Raw genomic sequence first — 17,714 nt, 5'->3', positions numbered from 1 at the left:
TCGCACGGCTGGCTGGAACTCTCCTTCGAGGCCCGCTGACGCGGTCACCTCAGGATGAGGTGGATGGTTGGGATCATACCCCCCGGCCGATGGCTTCGGCCCACCGTCCTTGCGAGCGGAGCGAAGCAATCCAGGGGGCGCCACGCTTCGAGATGTCGCGCCAATGCTGGGTCGCTTCGCTGCGCTGGCGATGACGGAGAGGGACGCCGCAACCGAAGGGTTCGACCGCGAACCGCAAGCCGGCTGCGAAGCCCTGCTCCGGTGGCCGCCCGGGGGATCCCCGGACGGATCCCCCGAAGCGCTCAGGCCGCGTCCGGCATGCGGTCGAGGAGCTTGTCGAGGGTGATCGGATAATCCCGCACGCGGATGCCAGTGGCGTTGTAGACCGCGTTCGCCACCGCGGCGGCGATCCCCGAGATGCCGAGCTCGCCCACGCCCTTCGCCTTCATGGGCGAGGACATCGGGTCGACCTCGTCCAAAAAGATCACCTCCTGGTGCGGGATGTCGGCGTGGACCGGCACTTCGTAGCCGGCCAGATCGTGGTTGGCGAAGAAGCCGCGCTTCGCGTCGACCGCGAGCTCCTCCATCAGGGCCGCGCCCGTGCCCATGACCATGCCGCCGATCACCTGGCTGCGGGCCGATTTCGGGTTGAGGATGCGCCCGGCCGCGCAGACCGCCAGCATCCGCCGCACCCGGACCTCGGCGGTGTACAGGTCCACGCCGACCTCGACGAAGTGGGCGCCGAAGGTCGAGACCTGCTGCTCCTTGGAGAGCTTGCCGAACTCGATCGCATCCTCGGCGACCAGCTCGCCCTCGGCCGCGGCCTGGGCCAGCGCGATGGCGCGGTTGCCGGCGCGAACCTCCCCGTCCTCGAACACCGCGTCGGTGGCGTTGAAGCCGAGTTTTTGGGCGATGGCCTCCCGCAGCTTCACGCAGGCCGCGTAGACGCCCGCGGTCGAGGAATTGGCGCCGAACTGGCCACCCGAGCCCGCGGAGACCGGGAAGTCCGAGTCGCCGAGCCGCACCACCACGCGATCGAGGGGCACGCCCATCATCTCGGCGGCCGTCTGCGCGATGATCGTGTAGCTGCCGGTGCCGATATCGGTCATGTCGGTCTCGACCGTGACGGTGCCGCTCGAATCGAGGCGAACCCGGGCGCCCGACTTCATCACCATGTTGTCGCGGAAGGCCGCCGCCATGCCGAGCCCGACGAGCCACTGCCCGTCCCGGACCTGACCGGGCTTCGGGTTGCGCTTGGCCCAGCCGAACCTGTCCGCGCCGAGCTTCAGGCAGCCGACGAGGTCGCGGTGGGAGAAGTGCAGATCCGGCTGGGTCGGGACGACCTGGGTGTCGTTGCGGATGCGGAACTCCACCGGGTCGAGGCCGAGCTTCTCCGCCATCTCGTCCATGGCGACCTCCAGGACCGCCAGTCCCGGAGCCTCGCCGGGCGCCCGCATGGCGTTGCCCTCGGGCAGGTCGAGCCGGGCGAGCTTCATGGCGGTCAGGCGGTTCTTGCCCGCGTAGAGGTACTTGGTCTGGTTCACCGCCGTCTCGGGATCACCGTCCGGCAGGTTGCCGGAGACGCTCTCGTGGGCGATCGCCGTGATGGTGCCGTCCTGCGTCGCGCCGATGCGCACCCGCTGGATCGTGGCCGGCCGGTGGGTGGTGTTGTTGGCGATGAGCGGGCGCGTCAGCGCCACCTTCACGGGCCGCCCCGTGGCTTTCGCGGCGAGCGCCGCCAGTACCGCGTCGGCGCGCACGAACAGCTTGCCGCCGAAGCCGCCGCCGACATAGGGCGCGTCGAGCCGGACCTTGTCCTTCGGCAGGCCCAGCATCTTGGCGAGGCTGCCGTGGCCCCAGCCGATCATCTGGTTGGCGGTCCAGAGCGTGATCTTCTCGCCGTCCCAGGCCGCAATCGTCGCGTGCGGCTCCATCATGGCGTGGCTCTCGTCCGCGGTCGTGTAGGACGCGTCGAGGGTCACAGGCGCCTGCGCGAAGGCGCCCTCGAAGTCGCCGACCCGCTCCTCGCCGTTCCCGCCGCTGCCCTCGCCGCTGTCGGCCGGCACCGGCTCGGCGGTCTTGGCCGCTTCGGCGAGGTCGAACGCACCGTCCTCCGGGGCATAGTCGACCTTCACGAGGAACGCGGCCGCCCGGGCCTGCTCGAAGGTCTCGGCCACCACCACGGCGATCGCCTGGTGGTAGTGCTGGATCACGTCGCCGCCGAACAGGTAGGCGACGTTCATCACGCCGCGCTCGATCCGCGGGGTGTCGAGGGTGGTGACCACGCCGATCACGCCGGGCGCCTGCCGGGCCGAGGCCGTGTCGATGCTGCGCACCCGGCCCTTGGCGATGGCGGAGCCCAGCACGTAGCCGTAGGCGGCGTCGGGGGCCACGTCGTGGCGCTCGTAGGCGTAGGGCGCGGTGCCGGTGGTCTTGTACTTGCCGTCGATCCGGTCGGTGGCATGGCCGACGACCTTGAGGCGGTCGATCGGGTTCGGGCCGGCTTTCGTGTCGAACTTCATGGCTCAGGCCCTCGCTTGGTTGAGCGCCGCGCCGAGGGTCCGCTCGGCGAGCTTCAGCTTGTAGGCGTTCTCGTGGGTCGGCTTGGCGTCGGCGAAGACCTGGGCGGTCACCGCCTTGGCGCCCTTCGGCAGGTCGGCCTCGGCCGCCTCCACCCGCCAGGGCTTGGGGGCGACGCCGCCGAAGGCGACGTGGCCGCTGCCGTCCTTGCCCAGGACCGCCGCCACCGAGACCAGCGCGTAGGCGTAGGAGGCCCGGTCGCGGACCTTGCGGTAGATGTGCGTGCCGGCAACGGGCTTGGGCAGCGTCACCGCGGTGATCAGCTCGCCGGGCTCGAGGGTCGTGTCGCGCGACGGGTCGTCGCCGGGCAGCCTGTGGAACTCGGCGATCGGGATCTTTCGCGTAGCGCCCTCCCCGTCGACCGTCTCCACGGTGGCGTCGAGGACGCGCATGGCCACCGCCATGTCGCCGGGATGCGTGGCGATGCAGGTCGCGCTGGCGCCGATCACCGCGAGCTGGCGGCTCACGCCGTCCAGCGCCGAGCAGCCGGAACCCGGCTGACGCTTGTTGCAGGGCTGGGCCGTGTCATAGAAATACGGGCAGCGGGTCCGCTGGAGCAGGTTGCCGGCGGTCGTCGCCTTGTTGCGCAGCTGGCCCGAGGCGCCCGCGAGCAGCGCCCGGCTGAGAACCCCGTAATCCTTGCGCACCCGCGGATGGGCCGCGAGGTCGGTGTTGCGCACCAGGGCGCCGATGCGCAGGCCGCCCGCCTCGGTCGGCTCCACCGCGTCGAGGCCGAGGCCGTTCACGTCCACGAGGTGGCGCGGGGTCTCGATCTGCAGCTTCATCAGGTCGAGGAGGTTGGTGCCGCCGGCGATGAACTTGGCGTCCGGCACGCGCGCGACGGCGGCGGCGGCCTCGGCGGGCGTGCCCGGGCGCTCGTAGGTGAACGACTTCATGCCCGCACCCCCGCAACCTCGGTCATCGCCTCGACGATGTTGGAATAGGCGCCGCAGCGGCAGATGTTGCCGCTCATGCGCTCGCGGATCTCGGCCTCGGTCACCTGCGGCGCGGCCTCGAGGTCGGCGGTGACGTGGCTCGGGATGCCGGCCTTGATCTCGTCCAGCACGGCCACGCCCGAGCAGATCTGGCCCGGCGTGCAGTAGCCGCACTGGTAGCCGTCGTGACGGACGAAGGCGGCCTGCATCGGGTGGAGATGGTCCGGCTGGCCCAGGCCCTCGATCGTGGTGATCTCCGCGCCCTGGTGCATGATCGCCAGCGTCAGGCAGGCGTTGATGCGCCTTCCGTCGACGATCATCGTGCAGGCGCCGCACTGGCCGTGGTCGCAGCCCTTCTTGGAGCCGGTCAGGTGCAGATGCTCGCGCGCGGCGTCGAGCAGGCTTGTGCGGGTGTCGAGTTCGAGGTCGCGCCGCTGCCCGTTCACCGTGAAGGTGACGGTGGCGATGACCGGCTCGTCGGTTCGTGCAGCGGCCGCTGATGCGGTGGCTCCCACCATCAAGTCTCTCCGGTTCGGGTCAAAGCTGCGGGGACGTTGCATCTCGGCCTCCGGGCCCGCGGCGGGAGCGGCGGCCCGCACGGATCGGCCCATCGAAGGCGGGATGTCCCAGGGCAACCCCGATACCCTGGATCGGCTCCAAGGTAGTGCACGCGGGCGCGCCGAGCAGGGGCCTGCGGCCGTACGTCGGGCAAACGGACGCTTTGCCGGCGCAGGTCGAGATCGGGTATCGCGGAGTCCAGCGGGGCCGGCCGATCCGCCAGCTTGGCCGCCGGCCTCATCGGGAGATTCCATGCGCCGCGCGCTGCTCGCCGCCTTCCTCATCGCGACCGCGATGCCGGCCTCAGCGGCCCCGGACCCGAGCCGGGACGTCCTGTGGGCGGCGCTGAAGACCTGCGTGCTCGCCAAAAGGGTCGCCAACCGGACCTTCCCGTGCCTCTCGGTCGACCTCGGCGACAAGGACCGTCCCGGCACCGCGGTCCTGCGGGCACCCGGCGAGCCGACCCATATCGTGGTCATGCCCACCGACACCGTCGCGGGGCTCGAAGCGCCCATGCTGCAGCGATCGGCCGGGATCGCGTACTGGCGGGCCGCGCTGGCCGCGCGGCCCTTCGTGACGGACGCGCTGAAGGGAAGGCTGACGCCCGGGGAGGTCGGGCTGGCGGTCAATTCGGCCCAGGGCCGCAGCCAGGACCAGCTCCATATCCATCTCGACTGCTTGAAGCCGAGCGTGCTCGCCGCCCTCAAGGCCCATGGCCGCCAGGTCCGCCGGACCTGGACCCGCTTCCCGGTGCCGCTCGCCGGCGACCGCTTCTTCGCCCTGCGGGTGCCGGAGGCGGAGGCCGAGCATCTCAACCCGTTCGCGGCCCTGCACGGCCTGCCGGGCGGCCGGCCGGATCTGCACCGGACGAGCTTCGCCGCGGTGTCGACGCCGCCGGGCGACCCCGAGCCGGGCTACATCCTGCTGGCCTACCGGGCGCCGAGCGCCAGCGCCGAGGACGTGATGGACCACAGCTGCGCCGTCGCGGCGCGGCGCAGCGGCGCCTGAGCGGGATCAGAATGCCGGCCCCCCGTCGTCGGCGGCGGCAACGCGTCTGTGAGCTGGCGCAGGAAGGCCTGTACGGCCCGGGGCAGCCGCCGGTCGCGCATGGCCTGGATCTTCACGCCCCGGGCGAGGCTCGTCCGGGAGCGGATCGGCAGGCTGACCAGCTCGTTGAGACGCAGCGGCGTCTGCACCGACAGCGCCGACATCAGAGCCAGCCCGCGCGAGCGCCGGACGAAGGGCAGCAGCGCCGAGAGGGTGTTGGAGGTCAGCACCGGCTCGACCGCGATGCCCTCGTGCGCGCAGGCGGCGTCGAAGACCTGCCGCAGGGTCGTGTCCCGGGTCGGCAGGGCGACGGGGTAGTCCAGGAGGTCGGCGACGCGCAGGGCCGGGGCCCGCGCGAGGGGATGGTCGGGGGCGGCCAGCGCCAGCATGTCCACCCGCCCGTCGTACAGCACCTCGACCTGCGGTGTCGGCGTCAGCGCGAAGGTGATGCCGAGATCGACATCCCCCACCGCCACCGTCTGGGTCACCTGCGCCGGAGGCAGGACGGTGACCTCGAAGCGGATGCCGGGCTGGGCGGCGTGGAACGCCGCGATGGCGTTCGGCACGATGTCGAGGGAGAACCCCTCGGAACAGGCGACGCGGATCAGGCCCCGGGCCAGACCCTCCAGCTCCCGGATCTCCGTGACCACCTGCTCGGAGCGGATCAGCACCTGATGGGCGTGCTGCGCCAGCAGCTCCCCGGCCGGGCTCGGCACCATGCCGCGCGGGCGCCGCTCGAACAGCACGCAGTCGAGCTCGGCCTCCAGGTTGCCGATCTGCCGGCTGATCGCCGACGCCGCCACGTTGAGCTGGGCCGAGGCGGCGGCAATCGAGCCGGTCCGGGCGACCGCCAGGAAGTAGCGCAGACTGGTTGTCTGCATTATCGTGCCCTTTAGGCTGTATGATGCTGTGCGAATTGCCGATACGGCAAGTCACCGGTCGCCAAATTCTACTTGTTGCGATCCCAGATGCACAACATCATGGCAGGGTGAAAAACGCGGCAGCCGCGGACCGATCCGCCGGGCCTGTCCGCCGCGCCGTCGGAGCCCGCATGCCGTTACGGATTCTCACCCTCGCCGCCTCGTTGGCCACCCTGATCGCCGTGCACCCGGCCCTCGCCGGCAAGGCCGACGACACCCTGGTCTACGCCTCCGACAGCGAGCCCGAGAACGTCAGCCCGTATCACAACAGCGCCCGCGAGGGCGTGATCCTGGCCCGGAACTGCTGGGACACGCTGCTGTACCGGGATCCCAAGGACGGCACCTACAAGCCGTTTCTGGCGACCGCCTGGACCTGGAAGGACGACACGACGCTGGATCTCACGATCCGCGAGGGCGTGGTCTTCCACAACGGCGACCCGCTCGGGCCTGAGGACGTGGCCTTCACCTTCAACTACGTGCTGACGCCCGAGGCGCGCACGGTCACCCGCCAGAACGTCGACTGGATGAAGTCGGTGGAGGTGACCGGCCCGCATACGGTCCGCATCCACCTCAAGGCGCCGTTCCCGGCGGCGCTCGAATACCTCGCCGGCCCGACGCCGATCTTCCCGGCCAATTACTTCAAGAAGGTCGGCCTCGACGGCTTCGCCAAAGCGCCGGTCGGCAGCGGCCCGTACCGGATCACCAAGGTCGACAGCGGCCGCGGCGTCAGCATGGAGCGGTTCGACAAGTACTGGGCGGAGAGCCCCCTCGGGACGCCGAAGATCGGCAAGCTGCAGTTCCGCGTCATCCCGGACGGCGAGAGCCGGATGGCCGAATTGATGACCGGCGGCGTGGACTGGATCTGGCGGGTGCCGAGCGACCAGGCCGAGCAGCTGCGCGCCGCGCCGAACCTCACGGTGCTCAATGCCGAGACGATGCGGGTCGGCTTCCTGCAGTTCGACACGCTGGGCCGCGCCAAGGAGAACTCGCCGCTCAAGGACGTGCGCGTCCGGCAGGCGATCTCCTACGCCATCGACCGCAAGGCGATGGTCGACAACCTCGTGCGCGGCGCCTCGCGGGTGATGAACGCGCTGTGCTTCGTCGACCAGTTCGGCTGCACCGACCAGGGCGTGCCGCGCTACGCCTACGACCCGGCCAAGGCCAAGGCGCTGCTCAAGGAAGCCGGATACCCGAACGGCTTCGAGATCGACCTCGGTGCCTACCGCGAGCGCGACTACGCCGAGGCGGTGATCGGCTATCTCGGCGCGGTCGGCATCAAGGCCCGGCTCAACTACCTGCGCTATGCGGCGTTCCGGGATTCGCTGCGGGCCGGCAAGACCTCGATCGGCTACCAGACCTGGGGGTCGTTCTCGGTGCTCGACGTCTCGGCCTTCGACGGGGTGTATTTCCGGGGCGGCGAGGAGGACCTGACCAAGGACCCGCAGGTGATCGCCGACCTTCAGAAGGGCGACGGTTCCACCGACCCGGAGACGCGCAAGGCCGCCTACGCCAAGGCGCTGCAGCGGATCGCCGGCGAGGCCTATGCCCTGCCGATGTTCTCCTACGCGACCAACTACGCCTTCACGTCGGACCTGAACTTCACCGCCCAGCCCGACGAGGTGCCGCGCTTCTACGCGGCGTCGTGGAAGTGAGGGTGGCCTCGAAGGCGCGACGCTGTTCCCCTCCCCCTAGTGGGGAGAGGTCATGGGTGGGGGTGGTGCAGACGGCACCGCGCCGCTCGATCCTGAACCACCCCACCTCCGCCTCCTCCCCGCGGGGGGGAGGAGAGAACGCTCCGTCCTGATCCAACGTGATCGACGGGAAACAGCAGGAGCCTGATCCATGCTGGCCTTCACGGTCCGACGCGTGCTGGTCGCCCTGGCGGTGGCCTTCACGGTCTCGGTGGCGAGCTTCCTGCTCCTCCACCTCTCGGGCGACCTCGCCACGGCCATCGCCGGGCCGGAGGCCACGGGCCCCCAGATCGCGCAGATCCGCCAGGATTACGGCCTCGACCAGCCGCTGCTGACCCAGTTCCTGACCTGGGGCTGGCGGGCTTTGCACCTCGACTTCGGCAATTCTTTCTACTTTCGCGAGAGCGTGATCGACCTGCTGGCCGCCCGCCTACCGATCACCCTCTATCTCGGCATCATCGCGCTCGGCGTGGCGCTGTTCGTGGCCATTCCCCTCGGCGTCGTCGCCGCGGTGAAGCGGGACACGTGGATCGACCGGACGGCGCTCGCCGTCTCGGTGCTCGGCCAGGCGATGCCGAGCTTCTGGTTCGGCCTGACGCTGATCCTGATCTTCTCGGTCAATCTCCGCTGGCTGCCGGTCTCAGGCAACGCCACGTGGAAGAACTTCGTCCTGCCCGCGGTGGCGCTGGGCTACTACGCGATGCCCGCCGTGATGCGCCTCACCCGCAACGGCATGCTGGAGGTGCTGGCCTCCGACTACGTCCGCACCGCCCGCGCCAAGGGTCTGCCGCCCCGGAAGATCCTGGTGCGGCACGCGCTGCGCAACGCCGTGATCCCGGTGATCGCCCTCTCGGCGGTGCAGTTCGGCTTCATGCTCGGCGGCTCGATCGTGATCGAGGCGGTGTTCTCGCTCCAGGGCCTCGGCCAGCTCGCCTGGGAATCCATCGCCCGCAACGACTTCCCCGTCGTCCAGGCGATCGTGCTGGTGCTGGCCATGATCTACATCGGCCTGACGCTGGCCGCCGACCTGCTGAACGCTTTCCTCGACCCGCGCCTGCGCCAGTCGTGAGGATCCGCCGATGAGCCTCCCCCCCGACACGGCGGCGCTCGCCGCCCCCGCCCTCTCCCCTGAGACGCCGATCGCCCTCGCGCTGGTCCCCTCCCCCACCCGCCTGATCCTGCGCCGGGGCCTGCGCCACACCGGCTTCCTGATCGGCGCCGGGATCCTCGCGCTGATCGTGCTGGCGGCGCTCGCCGCCCCGCTCATCGCGCCGCACGACCCCTACGCGCAGGACGTGTCCCGCCGCCTGATCCCGCCGGTCTGGCAGGCCAAGGGCACCTGGGCGCACGTGCTGGGCACCGACAAGCTCGGGCGCGACTACCTGAGCCGCCTGCTCTACGGCGGCCAGATCTCCCTGCTGATCGGGATCTCGGCGGCGCTGATCTCCGGCCTCATCGGCACCACGCTGGGTCTCTGCGCCGGCTATTTCGGCGGCTGGGTCGATTCGGTGGTGAGCTACATCGTGACCACCCGCCTCGCCATGCCGGTGGTTCTGGTGGCGCTGGCCATGGCGGCGCTGGTCGGCGGCTCCCTGAAGGTGGTCGTGCTGGTGCTGGGCTTCCTGCTCTGGGACCGCTTCGCCGTCGTGACCCGGGCCGCCACCCAGCAGATCCGCAACCAGGATTTCGTCTCGGCCGCCCGCGCCGCCGGGCTCACGGACCTGCGCATCATCCGCCAGGAGATCCTGCCCAACATCATGAACGCGCTGATCGTCGTGGCGACCCTGGAGATGGCCCACGCAATCCTGCTGGAGGCCGCCCTGTCGTTCCTCGGGCTCGGCGTGCAGCCGCCCCTGCCCTCCTGGGGCCTGATGATCGCCGAGGGCAAGCAGTACATGTTCTTCCAGCCCTGGGTGATCACCATCCCGGGCGTGGCGCTGCTCCTCCTCGTGCTGGCGATCAACCTCCTGGGGGACGGCCTGCGCGACATCACCGCCCCCGAGGCGCGCCACTGACGCTTTCGCCAAGCCGGAGCCGGCCGGCAGACTAACGAAATGTTTCACGGGAAACACACCATGACGCGAGACGCCGCCATCGCGCGCGCCACGGAGGCCTTCGATTCGGGCGCGTTCCTCGCCCTCCTGCGGGAGGCGGTGGCGATGCCGACCGAGAGCCAGGCCCCCGGTCAGGAGGCCGCACTCCGCGCCTATCTCGACGCCTTCATCACGCCGCTGGTCGCCCGCCTCGGCTTCGAAACGCCAAAAATCTTCCCCAACCCGGACGGGGTGCACGGCCCGTTCCTGATCGCCGAGCGGCGCGAGGGCGCGGACCTGCCGACCGTGTTGATCTACGGCCACGGCGACACGGTGCGGGGCTATCCCGAGCAGTGGCGCGAGGGGCTTGGCCCCTGGGAGATCGTGGTCGAGGGCGACCGCTGGTACGGGCGCGGCACCGCCGACAACAAGGGTCAGCACGTCCTCAACCTCGCCGCCCTGGAGCAGGTGATCGCCGCCCGCGAGGGCCGTCTCGGCTTCAACGTGAAGCTGCTGATCGAGATGGGTGAGGAATCGGGATCCCCGGGCCTGCGGCCATTCTGCCGGGAGCAGGCCGAGGCCCTGCGCTCCGACGTGCTGATCGCCTCGGACGGCCCCCGCCTCAACGGTGAGCGCCCGACCCTCTTCCTGGGCTCCCGCGGCGCCTACAATTTCGAGCTGAGCCTGAACCTGCGGGAGGGCCCGCACCATTCCGGCAACTGGGGTGGGCTGCTGCGCAACCCCGGCACAGTGCTGGCCTCGGCGATCGCCTCGATGGTCGATGCCAGGGGCAGCATCCTGGTCGAAGCCCTGCGGCCGCCGCCGATCCCCGAGGGGGTGCGCGCGGCGCTCGCCGACATCCGGGTTGGCGAGGACCCGACCGCGCCGAAGATCGACGCCGACTGGGGCGAGCCGGGCCTGACGCCCGCCGAGCGGGTCTTCGCCTGGAACACCCTGGAGGTGCTGGCCTTCAAGACCGGCGATCCGGACGGGCCGCTCAACGCCGTGCCGCCCCACGCCAAGGCGACCCTGCAGCTGCGCTTCGTCGTCGGCACCGACTGGCAGAATCTGATCCGGAACGTGCGCGCCCATCTCGACGCGCACGGCTTCCCGATGATCGAGGTCAAGCCGGCCCGCGCGGCGGAAGTCTTCCAGGCGACGCGGCTGCCCGTGGAGGATCCCTGGGTGGAGTGGGCGCTGCAGTCGATCGAGGCAAGCACGGCCAAGAAGCCGGCGCTGCTGCCCAATCTCGGCGGCTCCCTGCCGAACGACGCCTTCTCGGAGATCCTCGGCCTGCCGACCCTCTGGGTGCCGCATTCCTACCCGGCCTGCCGCCAGCACGGGCCCGACGAGCACATGCTCGCCTCCGGCACCCGCGAGGGCCTGGCGATCATGGCCGGCCTGTTCTGGGATCTGGGCCGAGACGGACCCGACATCCTCCGCCGCCGCACCGCGAGGGCCTGACACGATGAGCGAGCCGGTCGTCCGCATCCGCGATCTGACGATCGCGCTCCCCAAGGGCGCCGACCGCCCGCACGCGGTCGAGGATTTGAACCTCGATCTGGAATCCGGAAAAATCCTGTGCGTGGTCGGGGAATCGGGCTCGGGCAAGTCGATGAGCGCCTACGCGCTGACCGGCCTCCTGCCCCGGGCCCTGAAACCGACGGCCGGCACGATCCTGTTCGAGGGCCGGGATCTCCTGACCCTCGACGAGCCAGCGTGGCGGTCGCTGCGGGGCCGGCGCATCGCCATGGTGTTCCAGGAGCCGATGACGGCCCTGAACCCGGTGATGCGGATCGGCGACCAGATCGCCGAGATGTTCGAGGCGCACGACCTGCTCACCCGCAGCGAGCGCCGGGCCCGGGCGGTGGCGCTGGCCAAGGAGGTCGGTCTGCCGAACCCCGAGGAGGCGGTGCGGGCCTATCCGCACCAGCTCTCCGGCGGCCAGCGGCAGCGGGCGATGATCGCCATGGCGCTGGCGCTGGAGCCCTCCGTGCTGGTCGCTGACGAGCCGACCACGGCGCTGGACGTCACCACCCAGGCCCAGATCCTCCGGCTGATCCGTGACCTGCAGCAGAAGCGCGGGATGAGCGTCCTGTTCATCACCCACGATTTCGGCGTCGTGGCGGAGATCGCCGACCACGTGGCGGTGCTCCAGCGCGGCCGGCTGGTGGAATCCGGCACCGCCGAGGCCGTGCTGCGCACGCCTCAGGCGCCCTACACCAAGGCGCTGCTCGCCGCCGTCCCGAGCCTGACGCCGCCGCCGCGGTCGCCGGTGGACGCGGCCCCGGTCGCCCTGTCGGTGAGCGGGCTGTCCAAGACCTATTCCGGGCGCTCCGGCCTGTTCGGCAAGCCGCGGGTCGTGGCCGCGGTCAAGGAGGTCTCGTTCGACGTCCGCCGCGGCGAGACCCTGGGCATCGTCGGCGAATCCGGCTCGGGCAAGTCGACCACCGCGCGGCTGGCGATCCGGCTGATCGAGCCCGACGGCGGCACGGTGCGCCTGGGCGACCTCGACTACACGGCCCTCGGGAAGGCGGCCTTGCGCGACAAGCGCAGCCGCATCCAGATGATCTTCCAGGACCCGTTCGCGTCCCTCAATCCCCGGCGCACCGTGGAGCAGATCATCACGGCAGGTCCGATCGCCCACGGAGTCCCGGCCGCGGAGGCCCGGGAGCGGGCCCGGAGCCTGCTCGGCCTCGTCGGCCTCGACCCGAAGGCCGCCGCCCGTTACCCCAACGCCTTCTCGGGCGGCCAGCGCCAGCGGATCGGCATCGCCCGGGCGCTCGCCATGGAGCCGGACGTGCTGGTGGCCGACGAGGCGGTCTCGGCGCTGGACGTCTCGGTCCAGCGGCAGGTGCTGGATCTGCTGGAGGATTTGAAGCAGCGCCTGTCGCTGGCGATGCTGTTCATCACCCACGACCTGCGGGTGGCGGCCACGATCTGCGACCGGATCGCCGTGATGCATCGGGGTGCCGTCGTGGAGATGCGGGGCACCGCCGAGCTGTTCGCCGCACCGGAGCACGCCTACACACGCAGCCTGCTCGCCGCGGTACCGGGCGCGCACGCCTCCTGAAGCTCGCCGCGCGCCGTTCTGGGACGCAGAGACAAGTTTTTTGGACGGAGCTACCCTACCGAGTTGCACGCAACTCGGTAGGATGTGGCCACAGTCGAGGGTCGAGCACCCCGGCGGATCCACGGCCGGTCGAACCCGCTATCCGTCTGCCGCTCGCGCCTCGAACGCCGACGGGGTTTTTGCAGCGTGCCGACCACAGACGAGCCCGATGACATCCGGCAGACCCGCAAGGCCTTCGAGCCGGCGGTGCTGCCCGTGCTCCGCCGCGGGCGCGAGCACCGGATCGTCCGCTGGATCGGTGCCGGCAACCGCAAGCTGCCGACTGCGGGCGCCAAGACCGCATCACAGGCGCCGGAGCGGCGCGTGATCAAGCTCGGCTGGTCCGACACGTTCGGCCGACCCGTCCGTTCAGACCAAGCCGGTTTCGTCCGATCCGGTCCGGCACAGGTGCTGCCGTTCCGGGGCCGCGGCGACGCCGCCGGGCAGGCCGCCCCGTCTGGTGCCGCCGGTCAGCCGCCGGTGCCGGTCCTGCGCTGATCGGACCGCCCGCCCGGCACCCCGAGGCCGATCGCCTTGGCGAGCGCGGAGCGTTGCGCGGCGTAGCCGGGAGCGGTCATCGGATAATCGTCCGGCAGGCCGTAACGCTCGCGGTACCGCTCCGGCGTCAGGCCGTGGGCGGTGAGATGGCGCTTGAGCGTCTTGTACGACCGGCCGTCGATGAAGCTGACGATGCCGTCCTGCTGAACCGATTTTCGGATCTGCGCCGCCGTCGGCCTTTCGACGGGCGGAGCCGCCTCGGCCTGCGGCGTGCCGCCGAGACCGGCCAGGGCTGCATGCACGCTGGCCATCAGGTCGGGCAGGGCCGTCGGCGGAACGGAATTGTGCGCGACATAGGCCGAGACGATCTCGCCGACCAGCGCGACGATCTGAGCCGGGCTTTCTGATTTTCTTTCGGGCACTGGGCGAGTCCGCTCAAAGCTTTCTGGAATGACGCCCGAGGTTCCAAAAGCAAAAACCACCACCGAGTCAAGATGGTCTTCGGCGCTGGCAGCGTGCCCAAACCGCATTTTAATGCAGGATGGCCGGTGAGGGACGCAGAACCGCCTCCGCTCACCGCCCTACGCGGACGGGGCGGATGCTTTTTACAGCGACGACCTGCGCGTCGGGCCGGAAATACCGGCCGCCGGCAGGGTCGACCGGCCCGGCGGGCCGAGGAACACTTGATGGATCACGCGATCCCCAGGGCGCGGATCAGCACGAGGCTGAGGGCGACGAGGACCGCCAGCGAGGCGGTGACCGCCAGGGTGACCCGACCGCCGACCCGGGCCAGGACGCGCACGTCCACCCCCAGGCCGAGGGCCGCCATGGACAGGACGGTCAGCACGCCCGCGAGTTGGGTCAGCGGCTTCACCGCGGGATCGGGGACGAGGCCCAGCGAGCGCAGGGTCGCGAGCGCCAGGAAGCCGAGGATGAACCACGGCACCAGCTTGGTCAGGCCCGGACGGGTCGGCGCCGGCGCCGGCCCCTCCGCCTGCGGCAGCCGCGGCGCGATCAGCGAGAAGGCCACCACGACGGGGCCGAGCATCAGCACGCGCACGAGCTTCACCAGGGTGCCGACCTGGGTCGACAGCAGGCTCACCGGCACGGTGGCGGCCAGCACCTGCGGCACGGCGTAGACGGTGAGCCCGGCGAGTACGCCGTACTGGTTGTCGCTCATGCCGGCCAGCGGCACGAACAGCGGCAGGCCGAGCACCATCAGCACGCCGAGCACGGCGGTGAACGCGATGGCGGCGGCAATGTCCTTCGGCTCGGCCCCGATCACCGGGGCGACGGCGGCGATCGCCGAGTTGCCGCAGATGGCGTTGCCGCAGGCCACCAGGATCGCCATCCGGGCCGGAAGGCCGAGCAGCCGGCAGATCGTCACGCTGGCGGCGATGCCGAGGACCACGGTGCCGACGATCCCGGCGAGGAGCGCCGGGCCGGAGGCGAGGATCGCCCCGAGGCTCAACGAGGCGCCGAGCAGGACGACGGCGACTTCGAGGAGCTGCTTGGCCGAGAAGGCGATGCCGGTCCGGAACCGCGGATGCGGCGTCCAGGCGGTGCGCACCGCGATGCCGATCAGGATCGCCAGGACCAGCGCCTCGACGTAGGGGTGGCCGGCGACGCGCTCCTCCAGCCCCTGCGCGGCCATGGCCAGAGCGGTGATCGCCGCACACAGACCGATCCCCGGCAGCAGCGAGGCGCCGGGGCTTGACCGGCTCTCCCCGCCGGAGAGGGCGGCAGGCGGGACCGTGTGGGGTCGGACGTCAGGGCTCACAGGATGGGCTCCGGGATCACTCCGGAGCGTATAGGAAGAAAACGGCTGTCGCACGCGCCGGAAGTAGAATTTTTGTCTCTAATATGCCGTCTGCAAAGACGATAGATCTCCAGAGCGCCTCGGTTGTCCGCAATGCGCGAGACTGTCGATCACTGCTGGAAACAGAGGCGTGCCGGCACCGCGTCCGCCCTCCCCTCGGCAAGGGCCGACGGGCGCGGCAGGTTCGAACCGCGTCCCGGTCACCGGAGCGGAGCCCCGGTCCCCTGGCGCCCGGCGCGGTGGCTTACCGCCCTTCGCCGCTCAGGCCTGCATGCCCCAGCGCTGGACGGTGCGGCGCTCGATGGTCTGGAAGATCAGGTTCTCGACCACGAGGCCGATCAGGATGACGGTGAGCAAGCCGGCGAACACGTTCGGGATGTCGAGCATGTTCTTGTTCTCGAAGATGAACCAGCCCAGCCCCCCCGCCCCGGACGACACGCCGAACACCAGCTCGGCCGCGATCAGGGTGCGCCACGCGAACGCCCAGCCGACCTTCAGGCCGGTCAGGATCGAGGGGAACGCCGCCGGGATCAGGATCTTGCCGAGCCGAGCGCACGCGCGAAGGGCTCTGGACCACAATCGGGCGGCTCGTCGATGCCGTCACGCCCGACGAGGCCGCAAACTTCTTCGTCGCGGCAGGATACGACCCCGATTAAACCGAAACCGCTCTAGAGGCGCGCAAAGCTCGTCTTACTCGGATAACGGCACTCTCACAGCCGACGCATCTCCACGGCAGCGCCCATGCGCGCGCTCATCCGGGAGGAAGGGGAGTCCGAGGCGCGGCGCAGCCGCTGACGGTTCGCTTCCTCTCGAATGCCTGGATCGGGTTTCACTCGGCGGCGAGGCGGACTGGATGCCCACCGGTCGGCACGGCCGCCAATCTCACGGGGCTCGCGGCCCCCGCCTACAGGTTGGGTGCCGTCCATCCGCCGAAGCGGATCTCGAGCTGCCGGACGAGGGCGAGCGCGACGTCCTCCCGCCACGGCCGAGCCGCCACCTGCACACCGAGCGGCAGGCCTTCCGGCGATGTCCCGACGCGCACTGTCGAGGATGGCCAACCGGTCAGATTGTGCATTTGTGCGTAGCCGACGCCCTTCTGCAGTTCATCGTCGAAGCTCGTGCCATGCCGTGGTGCCGCGTACGGCAGGACCGGCGAGAGCAGGGCATCGTAATCCTGCATGAAGGCCAGCATCGCGTTCCGGTAGGCATCCCACCGGTTGAACGCGGCGAGCGCCTCCGTGATGCTCCCCATCGCCGGTGAGGAGCGCGACTGCAGCGACTGCTCGAACAGCGGCGAGATCCGCTCGGTGCCGATCGATTTGAGGAAGGCCCGGACACCGGCCGCGCCGTCGCCGCGCGTCATGTCGTAGTAGATGGTCCCGGCCTTGGCCGCATCCGGCGGGCGGCGCTCCGTCACGGTCACGCCCGCCAGCGCCAGTGCCTCGACCGCGTGGTGAACGGCCGCCGCGATCTCGGCGGTGGGCGACGCGAGCCCGTCGTCGTCGAAGAAGGCCAGCTTCACCTTCGAGAGGTCGACCGCACGGCTGTCGAGCAGCGGCATGTCGACTATGGTGTAGTCGTGAAAATCGGGCCCGGCGATAATCGGCAGGGCCAGCGCCAGATCATCCACGCTCCGGGCGATCAGGCTGACGTGGAAGACGGCGTTGTGCGCGCCCATCGGCCGGGGGAACTGGCCGGTCCGCGGCACGCGGCCCGAAGTCGGCTTGAGCGCGGCGAGGCCGCAGTAATGCGCCGGCACGCGAATGCTGCCGCCCGCATCGGTCCCGAGGCCGAGCGGCGAGCCGGCCGCTGCGACGATTGCGGCTTCGCCGCCGCTGCTTCCACCCGGAGTGCGGGCGAGATCGTAGGGATTGTTGGTCCGCCCGTAGACGAGGTTGTCGGTCTCCAAGGCCCCGGCCAGTTCCGGCACGTTGGTCTTGCCCAGCACGATCGCTCCGGCCGCCCGCAGTCGCGCGACGGCGGTGGCGTCGGCCTTCGGCACGTAGCTCGCCCGTCCAAGGGTACCGCCCGTGCAGATCGTGCCGGCCGTCTCGAGCGTGTCCTTGATGGTGACCGGAACACCGTGGAGCGGCCCCTTGACCTGACCACGCGCCAGCATCGCGTCGGCCTCGTCCGCCTCCCGACGGGCCGCATCGGCAGTGAGCTGAACCACGGCGTTCAAGCGCGGGTTCGCCGCGGCGATGCGATCGAGATGGAGGTCGACGGTCTCGCGCGCCGAGCGGCGGCCGCTCCGGATCGCGGCAGCCAGCTCGCCCGCGGTCGTGCTCGAGCCGGTCGCACCGATGGCTGGTCCAGGACGGATCGCCGGCAGGGCACCGGTGGCGGCTATGCCGATGAGTGCGTCTCGGCGGTTGATCCGGTCGGCCATCATGTCCCTTTCCTCTACGCCGGGTTGCCGGATCGGCCTCGCGAGAGTCGCGCCGGCATCCAGACCGTGGCCCCCATTGTCGCCCAGGTCGTCCAGCAAAACTCAGGCGCTCGGCAGGAGTGCTTCATCGAC

General features: G+C 70.5%; 14 protein-coding genes and 2 pseudogenes. 8 read left to right on the top strand and 8 right to left on the bottom strand.

Annotation, left to right across the window (positions count from 1 at the left end; translation table 11 throughout):
• Positions 1 to 302: 302 nt before the first annotated feature.
• The 3 genes from paoC to paoA are packed head-to-tail and all read right to left on the bottom strand — an operon-like array spanning position 303 to position 4,033.
• The gene (gene paoC, locus MMSR116_RS08555) at positions 303 to 2,522 is read right to left on the bottom strand and encodes an aldehyde oxidoreductase molybdenum-binding subunit PaoC (RefSeq protein WP_010684706.1); all 2,220 of its coding nucleotides are present in this window, start codon (positions 2,520 to 2,522) and stop codon (positions 303 to 305) included.
• A 3-nt stretch (positions 2,523 to 2,525) separates the two neighbouring features.
• Positions 2,526 to 3,476 carry an FAD binding domain-containing protein gene (locus tag MMSR116_RS08550; RefSeq protein WP_010684705.1) on the bottom strand — a complete coding sequence of 317 codons (951 nt, stop codon included), beginning with the start codon at positions 3,474 to 3,476 and terminating at the stop codon, positions 2,526 to 2,528.
• Complete coding sequence (gene paoA, locus MMSR116_RS08545; RefSeq protein WP_010684704.1) at positions 3,473 to 4,033, bottom strand: aldehyde dehydrogenase iron-sulfur subunit PaoA; 561 nt, start codon at positions 4,031 to 4,033, stop codon at positions 3,473 to 3,475. The genes MMSR116_RS08550 and paoA overlap by 4 nt, the downstream gene beginning before the upstream one ends.
• Before the next feature lie 292 nt (positions 4,034 to 4,325).
• Here paoA and MMSR116_RS08540 point away from each other — a divergent pair, with 292 nt between their 5' ends.
• Positions 4,326 to 5,081 carry a CDP-diacylglycerol diphosphatase gene (locus MMSR116_RS08540; protein WP_010684703.1) on the top strand — a complete coding sequence of 252 codons (756 nt, stop codon included), beginning with the start codon at positions 4,326 to 4,328 and terminating at the stop codon, positions 5,079 to 5,081.
• Here MMSR116_RS08540 and MMSR116_RS08535 read toward each other — a convergent pair.
• Positions 5,003 to 6,001 (bottom strand): LysR family transcriptional regulator, encoded by a 999-nt coding sequence (locus tag MMSR116_RS08535; RefSeq protein ID WP_010684702.1) that lies wholly within the window; start codon positions 5,999 to 6,001, stop codon positions 5,003 to 5,005. The two genes, MMSR116_RS08540 and MMSR116_RS08535, sit on opposite strands and share 79 nt — an antisense overlap.
• 170 nt (positions 6,002 to 6,171) lie before the next feature.
• Between MMSR116_RS08535 and MMSR116_RS08530 the strand changes: the two genes are divergently transcribed.
• The 6 genes from MMSR116_RS08530 (at position 6,172) to MMSR116_RS08505 (ending at position 13,374) form a co-directional block, all read left to right on the top strand.
• Positions 6,172 to 7,692, top strand: coding sequence for an ABC transporter substrate-binding protein (locus MMSR116_RS08530; protein ID WP_010684701.1), 1,521 nt, complete (start codon positions 6,172 to 6,174; stop codon positions 7,690 to 7,692).
• Between the two features lie 190 nt (positions 7,693 to 7,882).
• A complete protein-coding gene (locus MMSR116_RS08525) occupies positions 7,883 to 8,800 on the top strand; it encodes an ABC transporter permease (RefSeq protein ID WP_010684700.1) in 918 nt (305 codons plus the stop codon).
• A 10-nt stretch (positions 8,801 to 8,810) separates the two neighbouring features.
• A complete protein-coding gene (locus tag MMSR116_RS08520) occupies positions 8,811 to 9,746 on the top strand; it encodes an ABC transporter permease (protein ID WP_010684699.1) in 936 nt (311 codons plus the stop codon).
• A 60-nt stretch (positions 9,747 to 9,806) separates the two neighbouring features.
• Positions 9,807 to 11,228, top strand: coding sequence for a M20 family metallopeptidase (locus MMSR116_RS08515; RefSeq protein WP_010684698.1), 1,422 nt, complete (start codon positions 9,807 to 9,809; stop codon positions 11,226 to 11,228).
• Positions 11,229 to 11,232: 4 nt separating this feature from the next.
• Positions 11,233 to 12,837, top strand: coding sequence for an ABC transporter ATP-binding protein (locus MMSR116_RS08510; RefSeq protein ID WP_010684697.1), 1,605 nt, complete (start codon positions 11,233 to 11,235; stop codon positions 12,835 to 12,837).
• Positions 12,838 to 13,023: 186 nt separating this feature from the next.
• Entirely contained in the window at positions 13,024 to 13,374 is a 351-nt protein-coding gene (locus MMSR116_RS08505) for a hypothetical protein (protein WP_010684696.1), read from the top strand.
• On the opposite strand, the gene MMSR116_RS08500 is transcribed toward MMSR116_RS08505, so the two are convergent.
• From MMSR116_RS08500 to MMSR116_RS08490, 3 genes and pseudogenes are all read right to left on the bottom strand, one after another.
• Positions 13,347 to 13,796 (bottom strand): MucR family transcriptional regulator, encoded by a 450-nt coding sequence (locus tag MMSR116_RS08500; protein ID WP_010684695.1) that lies wholly within the window; start codon positions 13,794 to 13,796, stop codon positions 13,347 to 13,349. The genes MMSR116_RS08505 and MMSR116_RS08500 overlap by 28 nt on opposite strands.
• A gap of 269 nt (positions 13,797 to 14,065) precedes the next feature.
• Positions 14,066 to 15,154 (bottom strand): YeiH family protein, encoded by a 1,089-nt coding sequence (locus MMSR116_RS08495; RefSeq protein ID WP_010684694.1) that lies wholly within the window; start codon positions 15,152 to 15,154, stop codon positions 14,066 to 14,068.
• A gap of 300 nt (positions 15,155 to 15,454) precedes the next feature.
• A pseudogene (locus MMSR116_RS08490) lies at positions 15,455 to 15,736 on the bottom strand (ABC transporter permease); the annotation flags it as partial.
• 2 nt (positions 15,737 to 15,738) lie between these two features.
• Between MMSR116_RS08490 and MMSR116_RS08485 the strand changes: the two are divergent.
• Positions 15,739 to 15,849, top strand: a pseudogene (locus tag MMSR116_RS08485) (IS630 family transposase); the annotation flags it as partial.
• 248 nt (positions 15,850 to 16,097) lie between these two features.
• Here the strand turns inward: MMSR116_RS08485 and MMSR116_RS08480 are convergent.
• Positions 16,098 to 17,585 carry an amidase gene (locus MMSR116_RS08480; protein WP_051072259.1) on the bottom strand — a complete coding sequence of 496 codons (1,488 nt, stop codon included), beginning with the start codon at positions 17,583 to 17,585 and terminating at the stop codon, positions 16,098 to 16,100.
• Positions 17,586 to 17,714 lie beyond the last annotated feature (129 nt).

Source organism: Methylobacterium mesophilicum SR1.6/6 (assembly GCF_000364445.2).
Taxonomy (GTDB): Bacteria; Pseudomonadota; Alphaproteobacteria; order Rhizobiales; family Beijerinckiaceae; genus Methylobacterium; species Methylobacterium mesophilicum_A.
Note: the sequence above shows the minus strand (reverse complement) of the source record. Positions and strands in the feature narration are given on the sequence as shown.

Coding starts and splice junctions, on each gene's coding strand:
- paoC (WP_010684706.1), bottom strand. CDS start 2,522: ATGAAGTTCGACACGAAAGCCGGCCCGAACCCGATCGACCGCCTCAAG.
- MMSR116_RS08550 (WP_010684705.1), bottom strand. CDS start 3,476: ATGAAGTCGTTCACCTACGAGCGCCCGGGCACGCCCGCCGAGGCCGCC.
- paoA (WP_010684704.1), bottom strand. CDS start 4,033: ATGGTGGGAGCCACCGCATCAGCGGCCGCTGCACGAACCGACGAGCCG.
- MMSR116_RS08540 (WP_010684703.1), top strand. CDS start 4,326: ATGCGCCGCGCGCTGCTCGCCGCCTTCCTCATCGCGACCGCGATGCCG.
- MMSR116_RS08535 (WP_010684702.1), bottom strand. CDS start 6,001: ATGCAGACAACCAGTCTGCGCTACTTCCTGGCGGTCGCCCGGACCGGC.
- MMSR116_RS08530 (WP_010684701.1), top strand. CDS start 6,172: ATGCCGTTACGGATTCTCACCCTCGCCGCCTCGTTGGCCACCCTGATC.
- MMSR116_RS08525 (WP_010684700.1), top strand. CDS start 7,883: ATGCTGGCCTTCACGGTCCGACGCGTGCTGGTCGCCCTGGCGGTGGCC.
- MMSR116_RS08520 (WP_010684699.1), top strand. CDS start 8,811: ATGAGCCTCCCCCCCGACACGGCGGCGCTCGCCGCCCCCGCCCTCTCC.
- MMSR116_RS08515 (WP_010684698.1), top strand. CDS start 9,807: ATGACGCGAGACGCCGCCATCGCGCGCGCCACGGAGGCCTTCGATTCG.
- MMSR116_RS08510 (WP_010684697.1), top strand. CDS start 11,233: ATGAGCGAGCCGGTCGTCCGCATCCGCGATCTGACGATCGCGCTCCCC.
- MMSR116_RS08480 (WP_051072259.1), bottom strand. CDS start 17,585: ATGATGGCCGACCGGATCAACCGCCGAGACGCACTCATCGGCATAGCC.